Below are 16,565 nucleotides of genomic sequence, written 5' to 3'. Positions count from 1 at the left end.
AGCTTCAAATAAAACAGATATGAATATCGGGTGAAATCAGATCCGCTCGACGCGAAAGCGTGGGGTTCGGGGAGCATCCACCATGAGCATTGCCGACGACGCCCGTTTCTGGAACCGGTCTGCCCGGAAATATGCCGGGGGCAAGATTTCGGATGAAGCCGGATATGCGCGCACGCTGGAACGGACCCTCGCCCTGCTGAAACCGGATGACAGGGTATTGGAATTGGGCTGCGGCACCGGGACAACGGCAATCCGGCTGGCAGGCGGCGTCAAAAACTATCTTGCGACGGATATTTCCACCGACATGATTGCGATTGCCGAGGAAAGAAAACACGCCGCCGGCTCTCTCACCAACCTCGTTTTCAGCATTGCGACCGTGGAAACGCTTGTGCCCGACCCCGCACAGATTAACGCGGTTCTGGGTTTCAATTACCTTCATCTGGTCCGCGATCTGCCCGGCACATTGCGGCGCATCCATTCCCTGCTCACCACGCAGGGGCTTCTCATTACCAAGACACCCTGCGTCGGCGATATGAACCCACTTATCCGCCTTGTGTTGCCGGCCATGCGCGCAATCGGCAAGGCGCCCTATGCCGGCATCTTCACCGCCACCGAGTTGAGCCGACATATAACAGCCGGAGGCTTCGACATTCTGGCCACGGAATTCCACGCGACAAAGGGCAATGACAAGCGGCCTTATATCGTGGCGCGAAAAAGATAATCTGAACCGCCTTTTCAATGGAAATTGCGGGAAATGACCTTTATCCGCTCCACCTCATCTTCATCATCGACCGTAGCCGGCGGGCGTTTCCTAATAGTGCGATGATCCTCCGGCGGCATGCCGTGGTGGAACTCATCGCCACGCCCATGCGGCAGGGGAAAGGCGCGGTTGCGTTCGCCCACACTTGCCAGCGCTTCCGACAAATCGGTCAGCCGGTGGGCGACCAGATGCACCACCTCGCCTTCCCGCTGGATCTTGCCGTAAATGCCTACCATGCCGGCAGACAGCACCACACGCCGGTATTTTTCGAAGGTCTTGACCCACAGCACCGCATTGGCGATGCCCGTCTCGTCCTCCAGCGTCATGAAAATCACGCCCTTGGCCGAGCCGGGGCGCTGGCGCACCAGCACCAGACCCGCCGTTTCCAGCCATGTGCCATCCCGCACACGCACCGCCTCCGCGCAGGTGACGATGCGGCGGCGGGAAAGATCGCGCCGCAGGAAGGTCATGGGATGTTCGCGCAGGGTGAGCCCCACATGACCGTAATCCTGCACAACCTCGCCGCCATCCGTCATGGGCCTGAGCGCGACGGCAGGTTCCTGAAGTTCGTCCACGACAGTATTTTCCCGGCTGGCGGCGGCGGCAAAAAGCGGCAGCGGCTCATCCCGCAAAGCCTTGATGGCCCAGAGCGCTTCGCGTCTGGCAAGCGAAAGCGACGGCAAAAAGGCATCGGCTTCGGCCAGACAGACGAGGGCAGCGGCAGGAACGCCCGCCCTTCGCCAGAGATCATCCACCGAGGCAAACGCCCGGTCCTGCCGGCCAGCGACGATATCGGCAGCATGATTGTTGGAAAGCCCCTTCACCAGACGCATGCCGAGCCGCACGGCATAACGCTCTTTGCCATTGACATCTCGCTTTCCCGTCGGTTCCAGCGTGCAATCGAAACGGCTGTTATTGACGCAGACCGGGCGCACCTCCACGCCATGATCGCGCGCATCGCGCACGATCTGCGCCGGGGCGTAAAACCCCATGGGCTGCGAATTGAGAAGCGCCGTACAGAAAATATCGGGATAATGGCACTTCAGCCATGAAGAGGCATAGGCAATCAATGCGAAGGAGGCCGCATGGCTTTCGGGAAAACCATAACTGCCGAAACCTTCGAGCTGCTTGAAGATGCGTTCGGCGAAGTCCTGCTCATAACCGCGCTCCACCATGCCATCGATCAGATCCTGCCTGAATTTGGAGATAGTGCCGACATTCTTGAAGGTTGCCATGGCACGGCGCAACTGATCCGCCTTGCCGGGGGAGAAACCCGCGCATTCGATGGCGACGCGCATGGCCTGCTCCTGAAACAGCGGAACGCCCAGCGTCTTGCCCAGCACACCTCTCAGTTCCTCTTTCGGATAGTGCTCCTCCTCTTTTTTGTCACGGCGGCGCAGATAGGGGTGCACCATATCTCCCTGGATGGGGCCGGGGCGGACAATGGCCACTTGAATGACGAGGTCGTAGAATTTTGCGGGCTTCAGGCGTGGCAGCATCGACATCTGCGCCCGGCTTTCGATCTGGAAGGTGCCAAGCGTATCGGCCTTCTGGATCATTTTGAAGGTTGCGGGATCATCATCGGGCATGGAAGTCAGATCGTGCTTCTTGCCTGTCCGCTCCTCCAGAATATCGAAGCCGCGCTTCATGCAAGAGAGCATGCCGAGCGCCAGACAGTCCATCTTCATGAACTTCATGATATCGATATCGTCCTTGTCCCATTCGATGATCTGCCGCTTATCCATGGCAGCGGGTTCGATCGGGACCAGTTCGTCCAGCCGGTCATGGGTCAAAACAAAGCCGCCCGGATGCTGGCTGTGATGGCGTGGCGTGCCGACAAGCTGGTTGGCAAGCTCGAAAGCGAGCTTCAGGCGGCGATCCTCCATATTGAGGTTCAGCTCCTTCACCTGCTTTTCATCCACACCCTCGCTCCAGCGCCAGACCTGCGAGGACAGAAGTTTGGTCAAATCTTCCGGCAGGCCGAGAACCTTGCCAACATCGCGTAGCGCCCCGCGCCCGCGATAACGGGTGACGACAGAACACAGCGCGGCTTTGTCATGGCCATAGGTTTTATAAACCCACTGGATGACCTCCTCGCGCCGCTGATGTTCGAAATCCACGTCGATGTCAGGCGGTTCGCGCCGTTCTTCCGAAACGAAACGCTCGAACAGGAGATCGACCTTGAGAGGATCAATGGCGGTTATACCGAGCACGTAACACACCACCGAATTGGCCGCAGAACCGCGACCCTGACACAAAATATCTTCCCCGCGCGCAAATTGGACGATGGCATTCACCGTCAGGAAATACGGCGCATATTCCAGCCTGCCGATCAGGTCCAATTCGTGATGCAGCGCCTTTTCCACCTTTTCCGGCACGCCATCCGAATAACGCTCCGATACCGCATCCCAGACGAGCTTTTCCAGCGCCTGCTGCGCTGTCAGCCCCGGCAGCGTGCGCTCCTCGGGATATTGATAGACCAGTTCCTTCAGCGAAAAGGTGCAGCGCTTCGCGATTTCGAGACTGCGGGCCAGCGCCTCGGGGTAACGGGCAAACAGCCGGTGCATTTCCTCCGGCGGCTTCATATAGCGGTCGGCATGGCGTTCGCGGCGGAAACCGGCCTCATCGATGGTGCAATTGTGCCGGATACAGGTGACGACATCCTGCAGCATGCGCCGCTCGGGCACATGAAACAGCACGTCATTGGTCACCACCGTCGGTACACCTGCGGCTAGCGCCATGTTCGACAGTTCGAAAAGACGCATCTGGTCATTGGGACGTCTTCTGAGGCTGAGCGCCATATAAGCCCGGTCCGCAAAGGCGGCCCTCAGCCGCCGCAGGCGAAGGGCGCAGAGATCGTCGGCCAGATCGGCGAGCAGCACCACGATCAGGCCTTCGCCATAGGCAACGAGGTCATCCCATGTCAGCCGGCACTTGCCCTTGCCGCCTCTTTTCTTGCCGACGGAAAGCAGCCGGCAGAGCCGGCCGTAAGCCGGGCGATCCATGGGGTAGACAAGCACGGAGATATCATCATCCAGATCGAGCCGGCAGCCGATGACGAGGCGGATGCCATGATTATTGGCGGCTTCATAAGCGCGGGGAATGCCCGCAAGGCTATTGCGATCCACGATGCCAAGCGTCTCGATGCCGAGATTTTTAGCCTGTTCGAACAGCTCCTCACAGGAGCTTGCACCGCGCAGGAAGGAGAAATGCGTGGTCACCTGCAGTTCGGCATAAAGCGGCGTATTCATGCGAAAACCCCGTGGATGAACCAACCCTGCGAGCCGGTCTCGGCATGTTCGCCGTCACCGGAACGGAAAATCCAGAAGCGCTCGCCGCTTTCATTTTCCACCGTGAAATAATCGCGCACGGCGGCCTTTTCCCGGTCGCGTTTCCACCATTCGCCGAACACCCGTTCCGGCCCGTCGGCGCGCCGCACATTGTGGCGCACGCCTTTCCAGAGGAAATAACGCGGCGGATGGTCCGGCAGCAGCGCCAGCGTTTCGATGGGTTCCGGCCTTGAAAAAAGCCTGACCGGACGCGGCCAGTGGCCGGGCCAGCCGAGCGTATCCTCAGGCGCAAGCGCAGCAACTCGGGCAAGGGAGCGTTCCGGCACATCGCTTGCCACCGCCGCATAACGATAGACCCGGTGGCCGCGATTGAGGATGACATCGACCGTATCAGCGATGTCCGCACGGCCTTCCTCCAGAAGCGAGGAACGGGCCTGCGCGGCGACAAGCGGCTCGGCATGGGTGGCGGTCAGCACCATCATCTCGATGCCGAAACCGGGATCGATGGTGTCGATACGGTCGGTCAGAAGCCGGACAAGCTGTTTGACATCGCGCACCGGTCTGGAGGTGCCGGCCCGCACCGCCTGCAGGCCGCTATCCACCCGGTGCAGCACCAGATCGACACGGCGGGCGCCAAGGCCGCGCTTTTCCAGCGCGACACAAAGCTCCGCAACCAGTTTTTGCGTATAACGGGCAATCGTCTCCGCCGCTGCAATGGGTTCGGGAAAGGCGCGCCGCACCTCCACCAGCTCGGCCATCCGCACCGGTTCTATGGGTTCGCCGATCTCTCCGGAAGCCTGGGAAAGACGGCGGACGAGTTCGGGGCCGAAACGCAGGGTCAGCGGCGCGCGCGGGGCATCGGCCAGCTCGCCGATGCTGCGGAAACCGAGCACCTTCAGCCCGGAAATAATACGCTCTTCCAGCCTGAGCGCGGCCAATGGCAAGCCGCTAACCGCCACCCGCTGCCCGCCCGGTGGCACGATGCTGATTTCCTCACGGCCGAAACGGGCCAGCGCATGGGCCGCCCCCCAGCTATCGGCAATGGCGGCGCGGGCGGCGAAGCCTGCGGCATGCAGGCGGTTGACCATGCCGCTCAGCATCAGCGCCTCATTGCCGTGCAGATGGTCCGCCCCCGCCGTGTCCAGCACCAGTCCGTCCGGCGGGTCGGCGGCGACGATCGGGGCATAGATGCGCAGGAAATGAAAAGCCAGTTGCTGCAGGGCGCGGGCATCACCAGCCGTATCCATATCTTCCACGATAAGGCCCGGCACCAGCGCCTGCGCCTTGCTGACCGGCGTGCTGGGCCGGATGCCCGCCGCCTTTGCCGCCTTGTCGAGCGCCAGCACCAGCCGGCGGCTGCCCTGGCGACCGATCATGACCAGCGGCTTTTCAACCGGCGGCGCGTCCTTGCCCGAAAGACGCCGGAAACGATCCGTCGGCCATGTCGGCAGGTAGAGCGAGACGACCCTTTGCATCACAGGCTTCCACTTCAAATTCGGCACTTTCGCCGCCGCGACATCGCAAAAGTTCCAGGAACCAGCGCGGCCTGCCCACCCCCGGCACCGGCAAGGGGGATGAGGGCCGGACAGAGATGCACCAGCGGGTCACCGCCGCCGTCGGCTCTCCGAACAGCGCCGCATCGGCGGCGCGACGGAAGCGACGGATGGCAATGCCGGTAACACCGGAGGTTTCCGCTGCCAGTTGCAGCCGCCGCGAGGCGTTCATCGGCAGTTTCGTCACTTCGCCCATCACCGCGCCGAAGCCGTTGCAGCGAAGGCCTTCCTCGAAACAGTCGAGCACGCCTTTTTCATCACGGCATTCAACGATGATGACCCGGTTCTGCGACAGGCCTGCCTGCGTCAGCCCCGGCATGAACAGATCCCGGCGGGTGACACACCATAAAACCTTGCCGGAAAGCCTTGCTGCCACACCGGCCGCAAAAAGGGCGGCCGCCGCGCCATCGGCAGCGCCATTGCCGCCGCCGCTCACCTCATGCAGGCAACCGAGCTTCAGCCCGCCTCCCGGCAGGTGGTGGTCGATGGCATCCACGCCGAAAGGCAAGGTCTCGTGCAGGCGCGGAGCGCCGTTACCGATCCTTTCCAGCCTTTCACGCAGCTCTTCGACAACGAGCAACTGATCCGCGCGCTTTTGCATGGCATGACAGGTTTCAATTCCGGTTATTCATCTTTATTGTTCTTGTTTTGTTCCTATTTCAGCAAAGAGTCAAGCAATAGGCTGCCGGTCTTCAACAGTTTGCACGGGAAGAGAGGATTCTGGCCTTGCGGCCCTCTGCCCTGCCGTTAAAACGAAATTGTCCGCTCGCTACCTGTTTTACCCTGACAGCCGCCGGCAACGGACATCATGGTTTGGAGGAAACCGCCGATGATCGCCAGCATTCTGATTGCCGTGGTTGCGGCCATCCATATTTACATCGTCATTCTGGAAATGCTGCTGTGGGAAAAACCAGCCGGCCGCAGGGCCTTCGGTCTTTCGGCGGATTTTGCCCGGCAGACAAAGGTGCTTGCCGCCAATCAGGGGCTTTATAACGGTTTTCTCGCAGCGGGGCTGATCTATGGGCTGATGCAGGGCGATGAAGGGCTGAGCTTCAAGGTTTTCTTCCTCGCCTGCGTTCTGGTGGCCGGTATTTTCGGCGCCATCACCGCCAATATGAAGATCCTGTTCATTCAGGCTTTGCCGGCATTGTTGGCGCTCGGCTTCCTCTGGATCGGAGCATGAACCGATGAGCGCATGGAACGATCACAGCGCAAAAGACGCTCTCAACCGGATTTTCATGGCGGCAGTCGCAAGCGCCGATCCGGCAAAGGTGCTGCAACACCACCTTCCCTCCCCGCCCAAAGGCCGCTGCGTGGTGGTGGGCGCCGGCAAGGCTTCCGCCGCCATGGCTGCCGCGCTCGAAGCGGTATGGCCGCATGTCGATCTTTCCGGCGTGGTGGTGACGCGTTACGGCCATGCCGTCCCAACCACACGTATCGAGATCATCGAGGCCTCGCACCCCGTGCCCGACGATAAAAGCGCGGAAGCGGCAAAACGCATTCTCGCCGCCGTTGAAGGCCTGACCGCCGACGACATGGTCATCGCACTGATTTCCGGCGGCGGTTCGGCGCTGATGGTCGCGCCGGCCGAAGGCATGGCACTTGCCGACAAGATGGCCGTCAATCGTGCCCTTTTGGCCAGCGGCGCGACGATTTCCGAAATGAACGCCGTGCGCAAACATCTCTCCCGCATCAAGGGCGGGCGGCTGGCGCTGGCTGCCAAACCGGCCAGGGTCGTTTCGCTGCTGATTTCCGATGTGCCGGGAGACGATCCCTCCGAAATCGCCTCCGGCCCGACGGTTGCAGATCCGAGCGATATTGAAACCGTGCGGGAAATCGTCTCCCGTTATGCGCTCGATCTTCCCGAAAACGTGCGCAAGGTGCTGGAAAAAGGCGAGGAAACCCCGAAGGCGGGCGATATCGAGGAAGATATCCGGCTCATCGCCGCCCCCTCGCTCGCCCTGCAGGCCGCGGCGGATGAGGCGGTGAAACTCGGGCTTACGCCGCTCATCCTCGGAGATTCGCTGGAAGGCGAATCCAGGGATGTCGGCGCTGTCATGGCCGGCATCGCTCTTTCCGCCAGCCGCAAGGGTCTGCCGGTCAAAGGTCCGGCCGTACTGCTTTCCGGCGGCGAAACCACAGTGACGATCGGCAAGGGGCCGGCCGGCAAGGGCGGACGCAATACGGAATTCCTGCTGAGCCTTGCGCTGACGCTCAAAGGTGCGGACGGCATCTGGGCCATTGCCGGCGATAGCGACGGCATAGACGGCGTGGAGGATGCGGCGGGTGCGGTGGTGACACCGGACACGCTTGCCCGCATGCGCGACGCCGGTGTCGATCCGCGTCAATCACTCGTGGGCCACGACAGCTACACCGCTTTCAGGGCAGCAGGAGATCTTGTCGTGACGGGGCCGACGCTGACGAATGTGAATGATATCCGCGCGATTTTGATCGGGTGATAGCGGAGAAGTTTGCAGCGACTACGGGCTTTCCCGCGCGTGGATCGCGGAGGGAAGACGTTTTGACTATGCCCTCGGACAGGAGTAATCTGGCGGGATATCCTTTGGAGCCTCAGCCATGCGTCCTGGAGTGCTCATACTTGGCCTGATCATGGCCCTTATTCCGACTTTGGCGGATGCCCACAATTGCAAATGCCGAAATCGCGGCGTCATGTTCCAGCTCGGCCAGACATCCTGCCTGAAGGTCGACGGCGGCTCTTATCTCGCGCGCTGCGAGATGAAGCTCAACGTTTCGTCCTGGACCAAGCTTCAGGACGGTTGCCCCATAACGGAACGTGTGCAGACGCAGTCAAGCCGCGTCAATTGATCCCATCGGCAGATGACGCCAAGGGCATCTTCTCCCCGGCGGGGAGAAGAAATATGCCGCGCGCAATCTTACAGCTTCACCCAGCCGCCATTCTTCTTGCCGGACTCGATGCATGCCGTGACGAAAGCGACACCTTTAACCCCGTCATCCACGGTCGGGTAAATCACCGCCTTATCGAGCGCCGAGCCGGTGCGGCGGGCTTCGATGGCATGCGCCGCCTCGGTGTAGATGGTGGCGAAGGCTTCGAGATAACCTTCCGGGTGGCCGGAGGGAATGCGGGTGACGCGCGCTGCGGCAGCCCCTGCCCCGGCGCCGCCACGGGTGATCAACTGCTTGGGTTCGCCAAGCCTCGTGAACCAGAGATAGTTCGGGTCCGCCTGTGTCCACTCGATGCCGGCCTTGTCGCCATAAACACGAACCTTCAGCCCGTTTTCGTGGCCGACCGCAACCTGGCTGCACCAGAGCAGCCCCTTGGCCGCCTGCTTGCCGCCCTTTTGCTTGAAGCGCAGCATCACATGCGCATTGTCGTCCAGCCGGCGGCCTTCGACAAAGGTGTGCACATCGGCCGCCAGCTCATCCGCTTCCAGACCGGAAATGAAGCAGCCGAGATTATAGGCATGGGTGCCGATATCGCCGGTGGAGCCGCCGACGCCCGATTGCGCCGGATCGGTACGCCAGACAGCCTGTTTCGCACCGGTCTGTTCCACCGCTTCCGTCAGCCAGTCCTGCGGATATTCCATCTGCACCAGACGGATCGTGCCGAGCGCGCCTGACTCCACCAGTTCCCGCGCATGCCGCACCATCGGATAGCCGGTGTAGTTGTGCGTGAGGATGAACAGTGCATCGGCCTTGTCGGCCACCTGCTTCAGCTTTTTGGCGTCTTCCAGATTGGAGGTCAGCGGCTTGTCGCAGATGACATGGATGCCGCGCTCCAGAAACGCCTTCGCTGCCGGATAATGCACATGGTTGGGGGTAACGATCGCCACCGCCTCGATGCCATCCTCGCGCAGCGCTTCCTTTTCGGCCATTTCCTCGAACGAACCATAGCAACGCTCGGGATCGAGCCCCAGCTCGTGGCCGGAAGCGAGGGATTTTTCCGGCGTCGAGGACAGGGCCCCCGCCACGAGATCGAAACGATTGTCGAGCCGCGCCGCCATGCGGTGAACGCCGCCGATAAATGCGCCCGAACCACCACCGACCATGCCAAGGCGAATCCGCCTGTTCGCCTTGTCCGTTGTCTTTCCTTCAATAGCCATAATATCTCCCCTGAAATGCTCTCAAAGCCCAAGCATACGGCGGTTGGCCGCATCGTCCGTGCCGCTCGATGCGAAATCGTCAAAGGCTTTTTCCGTGACGCGGATGATATGCGCCTTGACGAATTCGGCTCCTTCCCGAGCACCGTCTTCAGGGTGCTTCAGCGCGCATTCCCATTCGACCACGGCCCAGCCATCGAAATCATTTGCCGCCATCTTGGAGAAGACCGCACCGAAATCCACCTGCCCGTCGCCCAGCGAACGGAACCGGCCCGCGCGGTTGACCCAGCCCTGATAACCGCCATAAACGCCCTGCCGCCCGGTCGGATTGAACTCCGCATCCTTGACGTGGAACATCTTGATGCGGTCCTTGTAGATGTCGATATTGTCGAGATAATCGAGGCATTGCAGAATGTAATGCGACGGATCGTAGAGCATGTTGGCGCGCTTGTGGTTCTTCACCCGCTCCAGGAACATCTCGAACGTCACGCCATCATGCAGGTCTTCGCCGGGATGGATTTCGTAGCAAACATCCACACCCTGCTCATCGGCGTAATCGAGGATCGGCGTCCAGCGTTTCGCCAGTTCGTCGAAGGCCGTTTCCACCAAACCGGCCGGGCGCTGCGGCCACGGGTAGACGAAGGGCCAGGCAAGCGCACCGGAGAAGGTCGCATGCGCCTTGATGCCGAGATTTTTCGACGCTTTCAGCGCCAGCTTCACCTGCTCCACCGCCCATTGCTGACGCGCCTTGGGGTTGCCGCGCACTTCAGGTGCTGCAAAACCGTCGAAAGCCTCGTCATAAGCGGGATGAACGGCAACCAGCTGGCCCTGCAAATGGGTGGAAAGCTCGGTCACCTCGACACCGTTCTGGCGCGCGACCCCGGCAAATTCGTCGCAATAATCCTTCGATTCCGCCGCTTTTTTGAGATCGATCAGCTGTCCGGCCCATGTCGGCACCTGCACACCGGCATAGCCCTTTTCCGCCGCCCATTTGGTAATGCCGTCCCAGCTGTTGAAAGGTGCGGCATCGCCGGCAAACTGGCCGAGAAAAAGACCCGGTCCCTTGATCGTTCTCATAAAAATCTCCTCCTGCATCGATACAGTTTCGCGGTAATCCGCTTTTTTCCCAAGCGCCAAGCTAACCGCTCGTGATTTTCAAACAAGCCCCAAAAGCGGAGGGACGAGAGAATTTCCGCATTTCGTTGAAAATGCGGAAGGCGCTTAAAGCGCCAGTCCGCTCGCCCTGTCGAAGACGTGCACACGCTCATGGTGCACGGTGGCGGCAAAGGGAGTGTTGACCTTGACCGGCTGCTCGCCATCCACCACCGCCGTCACCTGATCGCCCGCCAGTTCGAAGATCACATGGGTCTGCGCACCTGTCGGCTCCACCAGCAGTGTCCGGCCGGAGAGCGACACATCACCGCCGATGGCCGAGCCGATATGTTCCGGCCTCAAGCCAATCGTCACCGGCTGGCCGCGCTTGACCTTTCGCGAGGCGGCAATGCGGATCGCGGTTCCGTCCTTCAGCCGGGCCGCCGGCTGGTCTCCCTCACCATCGACCACGCATTCGATGAGGTTCATAGCCGGCGAGCCGATGAAGGCGGCGACGAAGAGATTGGCGGGCGTCTTGTAGAGCTCGAGCGGCGTGCCCTGCTGTTCGATGCGACCGTGATTGAGCACCACGACCCGATCCGCAAGTGTCATCGCCTCGATCTGGTCATGGGTGACATAGATTGAGGTGGTGCCGACCTTCTGGTGCAGAGCCTTGATTTCGCTGCGCATCTGCACGCGAAGCTTGGCGTCCAGGTTGGACAGCGGCTCATCGAACAGGAAGACGGCCGGATTGCGCACCACGGCGCGGCCCATGGCGACACGCTGGCGCTGGCCGCCGGAAAGCTGCGAGGGCTTGCGGTCGAGAAGCTTGCCGAGATCGAGCATGCGGGCGGCTTCCGCAACGCGCTCTTCAATGACGTTTTTCGGCTGGCCGGCGAGCTTCAGATTGAAGCCCATGTTTTCGGCCACCGTCATATGCGGATAAAGCGCATAGGACTGGAACACCATGGCGATATTGCGCTCGCGCGGGGTCATGCCATTGACCACCCTGTCGCCGATGAGAATATCCCCATCGGTGATCTCCTCCAGCCCGGCGATCATGCGCAGAAGGGTGGATTTGCCGCAACCGGAAGGACCGACCAGCGCGATGAATTCGCCATCCGTAATATCAAGCGAGATGCCGTGAATGACATCGAGCGCGGCATAGGACTTGGCGATATCCCTGAGTTCGACGGAAGCCATGTTTTGCTCCTTTCAAGTCACGATTTGACGGCACCGGCCGTCAGGCCCGCGATGATGTGTTTCTGTGCGAGGAAGAAGACGATGACGGTCGGCAGGATCGTCAAAGTGATGAAGGCGAGAACGAGCTGCCATTCCGTGCCGAATTCACCGCGATAAACCATGATGCCGAGTGGCCATGGATATTTCGATTCCGAATTCAGCATGATCAGCGGCAGGATGTAGCTGTTCCAGCTGCCGACGAAGGAAACGATGCCGACGGTCGCCACGATAGGCCGCGAAAGCGGCACGGAAATATGCCAGAAGAAGCGCAGGTATCCACAGCCATCTACAAAGGCCGCCTGAAACAACTCCTCCGGCAGATTGCGGAAATAATTGCGGAACAGGAGAATGCTCATGCCCAGCCCAAAGGCCACCTGCGGCAGCACCACACCCCAATAGGTGTCGAGCAGGCCGAGATCACGGATCCGGATGAACAGTGGCAGGATGGCCGTGGCCGCCGGGAACATCAGCCCCAGCAGGAAATAATTCAGCAGGAAAGACGAGCCGAAGAACTTGACATGCGCGAAGGTGAAGGCGGCCATGGCCGAGACGGTGAGCGTCAGGAACACCGTCAATAGAGCAATCACCAGCGAATTGAAGATTTGCAGCCAGTAGCGCTTGCCGAAGAGGATATCGCCGTAATTGGCCCATTGCCATTCGGCCGGAATGCCGAACGGGTTAACGCGCAGGTCTCCCAGCGTCTTGAAGCCGCCAAGTGCGGTGGTGAGCAACGGGATGAGCACGATGGCCGCAATCAGGCTCAGCGATATATAGAGATAAAGCTTGGTTTGCAGCGGCATGCGGACGGAGGTGGATGTGTCAGTCATGGCGCATGAAAATCCTTTTGTAACCGAAGGCGAGCGTCACGCAGATGACGAAAAGAACGACGCCGACCGCACTGCCAAGCCCCACCTGCATGCGCATGACGCCGTAGGTGTAGAGGAAGGTGACCATGGTTTGTGTGGAGTTGGACGGGCCGCCGCCGGTGAGCGGCATGATCATGTCGAAGAGCTGCAGCGAGCCGATGACCGCAAAGAAGACGGAAAGGCGCACCGTGGAGCCGAGCATCGGCAGCGTGACATAACGGAACTTTTGCCAGCCGGACGCGCCGTCGATTTCGGCGGCTTCCAGCACATTCTTGTCGACGGACTGAAGGCCGGCGATGAACAGCATCATATGGAAACCGAAATATTTCCAGACGATGACACCGAGCACGGCATAGATCGCCACATCCTTGTCGGCCAGCACGTAAGGATTGGCGAAGCCGAAGAAATTGGAGATGGCGGCAAACAGGCCGTAATCGCCGTCATAAACGAAACGCCAGATCAGACCGGCCGCGACATCCGCCAGCACATAGGGCAGGAAGAAAACCAGCCGGAAGGCGACGACGCCGGGAATGCGGTGCGCCAGCATCATCGCAAGCCAGATCGCCAGCGGGATCTGGATCAATACGGAAATCAGGATGATCAGGCCGTTATTGAGCAGGGCCTGCGAGAAGGCGGCATTGCCGAACAGGACCTGAAAATTCCGCAGGCCGACGAAATCGGTCGGCGTGCCGTAACCGTTCCAGCGGTAAAGGCTGTACCACGCCGCCTCGCCCATGGGCAGGATGACAAACAGGGTAAAGAGCAGCAGTGCGGGCGGCAGGAAGACCAGAAGGGTCAGCGCCCGGTCATGCGCGACCGAGCTTTGCTTGCGCTTTGTCTTCGCCGCGCCGCGCGCCGGTATCGACGCAGAAGTCATGGAAATATCCGTCATCTCTATCCGCTTTCATGGAGGCAGATAAGCAGCGCCGCACATTCGCGGCGCCGCCATGGAAACCAGATCAGCGCAGTTCGAATGCGTCCTGAATTTGCTGGGCACCCTCTTCGGAGGTCATCTGGCCGGAAACGATCTCGACTGAAATATCGTTGACGACACGACCGACGGCAGCGCCGAGCGTCTGGTCGAAGAAGTTCTGGTGCCAGGTGGAAGCAGCCAGCTGCTTGGCGGAATCCGCCAGCAGCGGGTTCTTCACCGCACCGGCAGCCCCTGTGGCAACCGGCAGGATCATACCGGCGGTCGCCATTTTCTCTTCGCTTTCCTTGCTGGTAAGGAAGGTGGCGAAATGGATCGCTTCCTTGGACGCGTTTTTCGTGACAGCCCAGCCGTTCAGGCCGCCCAGCGTATCTGTGGCCTTGCCCGCACCGCCCTCGACGACCGGGAAGGCGAAGCGGCCGATATTGTCTGCGGCCAGCCCCTTGCCGTCACCGGCATTCTTGCGCTGGTTGGCTTCCGTATTGTCGAAACCGAGAATAATCGCCGCCTTGCCATCGCCGAAGACACCGAGCGCCTGTGGCCAGGTGGAGCCGAGATAACCGGGCTGGAAGGGTTCGAGCTTGCCGAACTCGGCCAGCTGTTCACCCGCCTTGATGATCGCCGGATCCATGAAACCTTCGCCTTCGCCCTTGCGGGCGGCATCGAACACGGCCTGCCCGCCATTGCGCATGACGAGATAGCTCCAGTAGAAATGGATCGGCCATTTTTCACCGCCGCCACCGGCAATCGGGACGATGCCCGCTTCCTTGATCTTCTTGACCGTGGCGCTGAAATCGTCCCAGGTCTTGATGTCCTCGGCCTTCACGCCGGCCTTGGCAAACAGCTCCTTGTTGTAAAAGAAGCTGACGAGGCTGACACGGTAAGGCACGGCCCAGACCTTACCGTCGAAAGACAGGCCGTCGATTGCGGATGCATTATAGGCCTGCCGCAGCTTGCCACCATTGGCGTCGAAAACCTCGGTCAGATCCTTCAGCGCACCGGTCTTGGACTGTTCCTCAAGGACGCCGCCACCCCAGCTATAGAAGAAATCCGGCACGTCGTTGGATTGCAGCAGCGTCGGCAATTTCGCCTTGAAAGCCTCGTTTTCAAGGAACTGCAGCTGAATATCGACATCGGGGTGCTTGGCCTCGTATTCCTTGGCAATCTCCTCCCAGACAGCCACGGATTTCGGGTCCAATTCCACATGCATCCATTTAACGACGGTCGCCGCCGAGACGCTGGCCGCGCCGAGCATCAGGGCTATGCTTGTCGTTGCGGCAAAGGCGATCCGCCTGCCGCTCAGGCTTACGCCTGCGTGCCAATAGGTCATGTTCGTGATCCTCCCTGGGGTTCCTCACCATTTATTCCCCAATGCGGATTAATTCACCCCACACCCTGCCCAATGTCAAGGCGGGTTGCTGATTTTTTACCCTGATGGCTTGACACACCCCTCCCGGCAGACGTTATTTAATCCGCAATCCGATATAAATTCGTTTTAGATCGAACCCGATCGCAGCAGGACCCCATGAAGACCGCAGACCCCGAATTAATGCGCGCGATCAACAGGCTGAGCGTGCTGGACAGCATCCGCCGCCATGGGCCGATCTCGCGGGTGGAAATCAGCGAAAGAACGCAGCTCTCCACCACCACCGTTTCGGCGATCACCGCCTCGCTGCTCGATGACGGACTTATCCTCACCCGCCATATCGGCGATATCCGCACTGAAGGCGCACGCGGCAGGCCGCGCGTGATGCTGGAACTGAACCCGGATGCCGCCCGCGTGGTGGGCGCCAAGATCGCCGCAAGCCGCATGGTCTTCGTCGTCACCGATTTCTGCGGCAACGTGCTTTCAACGCTTGCCCTGCCGATCCGTGTCGACCGCCAGCCCATCGGCGTCATCGCCGATCTGGTGGAGGACGGGGTGCGGCGCTGCGTCGTCGATGCCGGTCTTTCGCTTGAAGATGTGGATATGGTCTGCCTCGGCCTGCCCGGCGTCATCGAACATCGCACCGGGAAAATTCGCAGCAGCCCCATATTGCGGGAAGTGAACGTCAATTTCGCCGAGGAAATGACCGCACGGCTGAATTCGCCGACCATCATCGAAAGCGACGCCCACGCCATCACGCTCGCCCATCACTGGTTCGGGCATGCCCGCGATCTGGAAGACATGGTGCTGATTTCGCTCGAACAGACGCTCGGTCTTGGCGTGCTGCACCAGAACCAGCTTTTTCGTGGTGCGGGCGGTCTCAGCCACAATCTCGGGGACCTCGTCATCGGCCTTGCCAATGAGGGCACGGTGCGGCTGGCGAGCCAGGCGGGCGAAAACGCCATTCTTGGCTCTCGCCCGGCGGATGGACGTTTTGCCGAGGCGATTCGGCTCGGCCGCGGCATGCAGCATGCCCATGCATTGATTGCGGCGGAAGACCACGATCTCATCGCGGCCGCTTTGCGCGCCGGTGCAGCGCTCGGCCTGACGCTAGCCAATATCGTCACGCTGTTTGCGCCGCCACGTGTCATCATCACCGGCTCCAGCCTCGAACTCGGAGAACCCTTCATCGCCAGCATCCGCGACAGCTACAACGCCGCCGTGCCGCCTTCGCTGGCCGGCGTCGCGGAGCTGGTTTTCGACATTGCGAGCGACGAATTATGGGCGCAGGGGGCGGCGGCCGTCGCGCTTTACGAACTTTACGAATCGCCATGGAACACCACGGGACCGGCGCTTTAACCCACGGGTTGAGCACGGGCTTCGGCA

At 60.7% G+C, this 16,565-nt stretch carries 14 protein-coding genes; 5 read left to right on the top strand and 9 right to left on the bottom strand.

The features are described from left to right. The first annotated feature begins 82 nt into the window (after positions 1–82). The gene (locus ACQZ5G_RS22580; protein ID WP_448738569.1) at positions 83–721 is read left to right on the top strand and encodes a class I SAM-dependent methyltransferase; all 639 of its coding nucleotides are present in this window, start codon (positions 83–85) and stop codon (positions 719–721) included. Between the two features lie 14 nt (positions 722–735). Here ACQZ5G_RS22580 and ACQZ5G_RS22575 read toward each other — a convergent pair whose 3' ends face one another. Genes ACQZ5G_RS22575 through ACQZ5G_RS22565 form a run of 3 tightly spaced genes read right to left on the bottom strand, consistent with a single transcriptional unit; the run spans position 736 to position 6,204 of the window. Beyond that, positions 736–4,011, bottom strand: coding sequence for an error-prone DNA polymerase (locus ACQZ5G_RS22575; protein ID WP_448738568.1), 3,276 nt, complete (start codon positions 4,009–4,011; stop codon positions 736–738). Then, positions 4,008–5,525, bottom strand: coding sequence for a Y-family DNA polymerase (locus ACQZ5G_RS22570; protein WP_448738567.1), 1,518 nt, complete (start codon positions 5,523–5,525; stop codon positions 4,008–4,010). The genes ACQZ5G_RS22575 and ACQZ5G_RS22570 overlap by 4 nt, the downstream gene beginning before the upstream one ends. After that, the gene (locus tag ACQZ5G_RS22565; RefSeq protein ID WP_448738566.1) at positions 5,440–6,204 is read right to left on the bottom strand and encodes an ImuA family protein; all 765 of its coding nucleotides are present in this window, start codon (positions 6,202–6,204) and stop codon (positions 5,440–5,442) included. Before ACQZ5G_RS22565 ends, ACQZ5G_RS22570 begins: the two co-directional genes overlap by 86 nt. 228 nt (positions 6,205–6,432) lie before the next feature. On the opposite strand from ACQZ5G_RS22565, the gene ACQZ5G_RS22560 reads away from it, so the two are divergent. The 3 genes from ACQZ5G_RS22560 to ACQZ5G_RS22550 all read left to right on the top strand — a co-directional run bounded on the left by ACQZ5G_RS22560 (position 6,433) and on the right by ACQZ5G_RS22550 (position 8,429). Beyond that, a complete protein-coding gene (locus ACQZ5G_RS22560) occupies positions 6,433–6,786 on the top strand; it encodes a DUF1304 domain-containing protein (RefSeq protein ID WP_448738565.1) in 354 nt (117 codons plus the stop codon). Between the two features lie 4 nt (positions 6,787–6,790). Continuing rightward, positions 6,791–8,062 carry a glycerate kinase type-2 family protein gene (locus tag ACQZ5G_RS22555; RefSeq protein ID WP_448738564.1) on the top strand — a complete coding sequence of 424 codons (1,272 nt, stop codon included), beginning with the start codon at positions 6,791–6,793 and terminating at the stop codon, positions 8,060–8,062. A 118-nt stretch (positions 8,063–8,180) separates the two neighbouring features. Further along, on the top strand, positions 8,181–8,429 hold the full coding sequence (locus ACQZ5G_RS22550; protein WP_425646421.1) for a hypothetical protein: 249 nt from the start codon (positions 8,181–8,183) through the stop codon (positions 8,427–8,429). Positions 8,430–8,497: 68 nt separating this feature from the next. Here ACQZ5G_RS22550 and ACQZ5G_RS22545 read toward each other — a convergent pair whose 3' ends face one another. From ACQZ5G_RS22545 to ACQZ5G_RS22520, 6 genes are all read right to left on the bottom strand, one after another. Next, on the bottom strand, positions 8,498–9,685 hold the full coding sequence (locus tag ACQZ5G_RS22545; RefSeq protein ID WP_448738563.1) for a Gfo/Idh/MocA family protein: 1,188 nt from the start codon (positions 9,683–9,685) through the stop codon (positions 8,498–8,500). 21 nt (positions 9,686–9,706) lie between these two features. Continuing rightward, on the bottom strand, positions 9,707–10,759 hold the full coding sequence (locus ACQZ5G_RS22540) for a sugar phosphate isomerase/epimerase family protein (protein WP_065655529.1): 1,053 nt from the start codon (positions 10,757–10,759) through the stop codon (positions 9,707–9,709). A gap of 144 nt (positions 10,760–10,903) precedes the next feature. Continuing rightward, positions 10,904–11,977, bottom strand: coding sequence for an ABC transporter ATP-binding protein (locus ACQZ5G_RS22535; RefSeq protein ID WP_448738562.1), 1,074 nt, complete (start codon positions 11,975–11,977; stop codon positions 10,904–10,906). A 17-nt stretch (positions 11,978–11,994) separates the two neighbouring features. Beyond that, positions 11,995–12,843, bottom strand: a complete 849-nt coding sequence (locus ACQZ5G_RS22530; RefSeq protein ID WP_078052712.1) for a carbohydrate ABC transporter permease — start codon at positions 12,841–12,843, stop codon at positions 11,995–11,997. Then, positions 12,836–13,774, bottom strand: a complete 939-nt coding sequence (locus tag ACQZ5G_RS22525; protein WP_059757338.1) for a carbohydrate ABC transporter permease — start codon at positions 13,772–13,774, stop codon at positions 12,836–12,838. The genes ACQZ5G_RS22530 and ACQZ5G_RS22525 overlap by 8 nt, the downstream gene beginning before the upstream one ends. A 67-nt stretch (positions 13,775–13,841) precedes the next feature. Beyond that, complete coding sequence (locus ACQZ5G_RS22520) at positions 13,842–15,143, bottom strand: ABC transporter substrate-binding protein (protein ID WP_448738561.1); 1,302 nt, start codon at positions 15,141–15,143, stop codon at positions 13,842–13,844. 195 nt (positions 15,144–15,338) lie between these two features. Here ACQZ5G_RS22520 and ACQZ5G_RS22515 point away from each other — a divergent pair, with 195 nt between their 5' ends. Next, positions 15,339–16,538 carry an ROK family transcriptional regulator gene (locus ACQZ5G_RS22515; protein ID WP_020809468.1) on the top strand — a complete coding sequence of 400 codons (1,200 nt, stop codon included), beginning with the start codon at positions 15,339–15,341 and terminating at the stop codon, positions 16,536–16,538. Positions 16,539–16,565 lie beyond the last annotated feature (27 nt).

It is taken from the genome of Agrobacterium sp. 22-214-1 (genome assembly GCF_053522465.1).
This window is presented reverse-complemented; position numbering and strand designations above follow the sequence as displayed.

Excerpts from the sequence above, each read along its gene's own strand:
- ACQZ5G_RS22580 (WP_448738569.1), top strand. The coding sequence starts at position 83 with ATGAGCATTGCCGACGACGCCCGTTTCTGGAACCGGTCTGCCCGGAAA.
- ACQZ5G_RS22575 (WP_448738568.1), bottom strand. The coding sequence starts at position 4,011 with ATGAATACGCCGCTTTATGCCGAACTGCAGGTGACCACGCATTTCTCC.
- ACQZ5G_RS22570 (WP_448738567.1), bottom strand. The coding sequence starts at position 5,525 with ATGCAAAGGGTCGTCTCGCTCTACCTGCCGACATGGCCGACGGATCGT.
- ACQZ5G_RS22565 (WP_448738566.1), bottom strand. The coding sequence starts at position 6,204 with ATGCAAAAGCGCGCGGATCAGTTGCTCGTTGTCGAAGAGCTGCGTGAA.
- ACQZ5G_RS22560 (WP_448738565.1), top strand. The coding sequence starts at position 6,433 with ATGATCGCCAGCATTCTGATTGCCGTGGTTGCGGCCATCCATATTTAC.
- ACQZ5G_RS22555 (WP_448738564.1), top strand. The coding sequence starts at position 6,791 with ATGAGCGCATGGAACGATCACAGCGCAAAAGACGCTCTCAACCGGATT.
- ACQZ5G_RS22550 (WP_425646421.1), top strand. The coding sequence starts at position 8,181 with ATGCGTCCTGGAGTGCTCATACTTGGCCTGATCATGGCCCTTATTCCG.
- ACQZ5G_RS22545 (WP_448738563.1), bottom strand. The coding sequence starts at position 9,685 with ATGGCTATTGAAGGAAAGACAACGGACAAGGCGAACAGGCGGATTCGC.
- ACQZ5G_RS22540 (WP_065655529.1), bottom strand. The coding sequence starts at position 10,759 with ATGAGAACGATCAAGGGACCGGGTCTTTTTCTCGGCCAGTTTGCCGGC.
- ACQZ5G_RS22535 (WP_448738562.1), bottom strand. The coding sequence starts at position 11,977 with ATGGCTTCCGTCGAACTCAGGGATATCGCCAAGTCCTATGCCGCGCTC.
- ACQZ5G_RS22530 (WP_078052712.1), bottom strand. The coding sequence starts at position 12,843 with ATGACTGACACATCCACCTCCGTCCGCATGCCGCTGCAAACCAAGCTT.
- ACQZ5G_RS22525 (WP_059757338.1), bottom strand. The coding sequence starts at position 13,774 with ATGACGGATATTTCCATGACTTCTGCGTCGATACCGGCGCGCGGCGCG.
- ACQZ5G_RS22520 (WP_448738561.1), bottom strand. The coding sequence starts at position 15,143 with ATGACCTATTGGCACGCAGGCGTAAGCCTGAGCGGCAGGCGGATCGCC.
- ACQZ5G_RS22515 (WP_020809468.1), top strand. The coding sequence starts at position 15,339 with ATGAAGACCGCAGACCCCGAATTAATGCGCGCGATCAACAGGCTGAGC.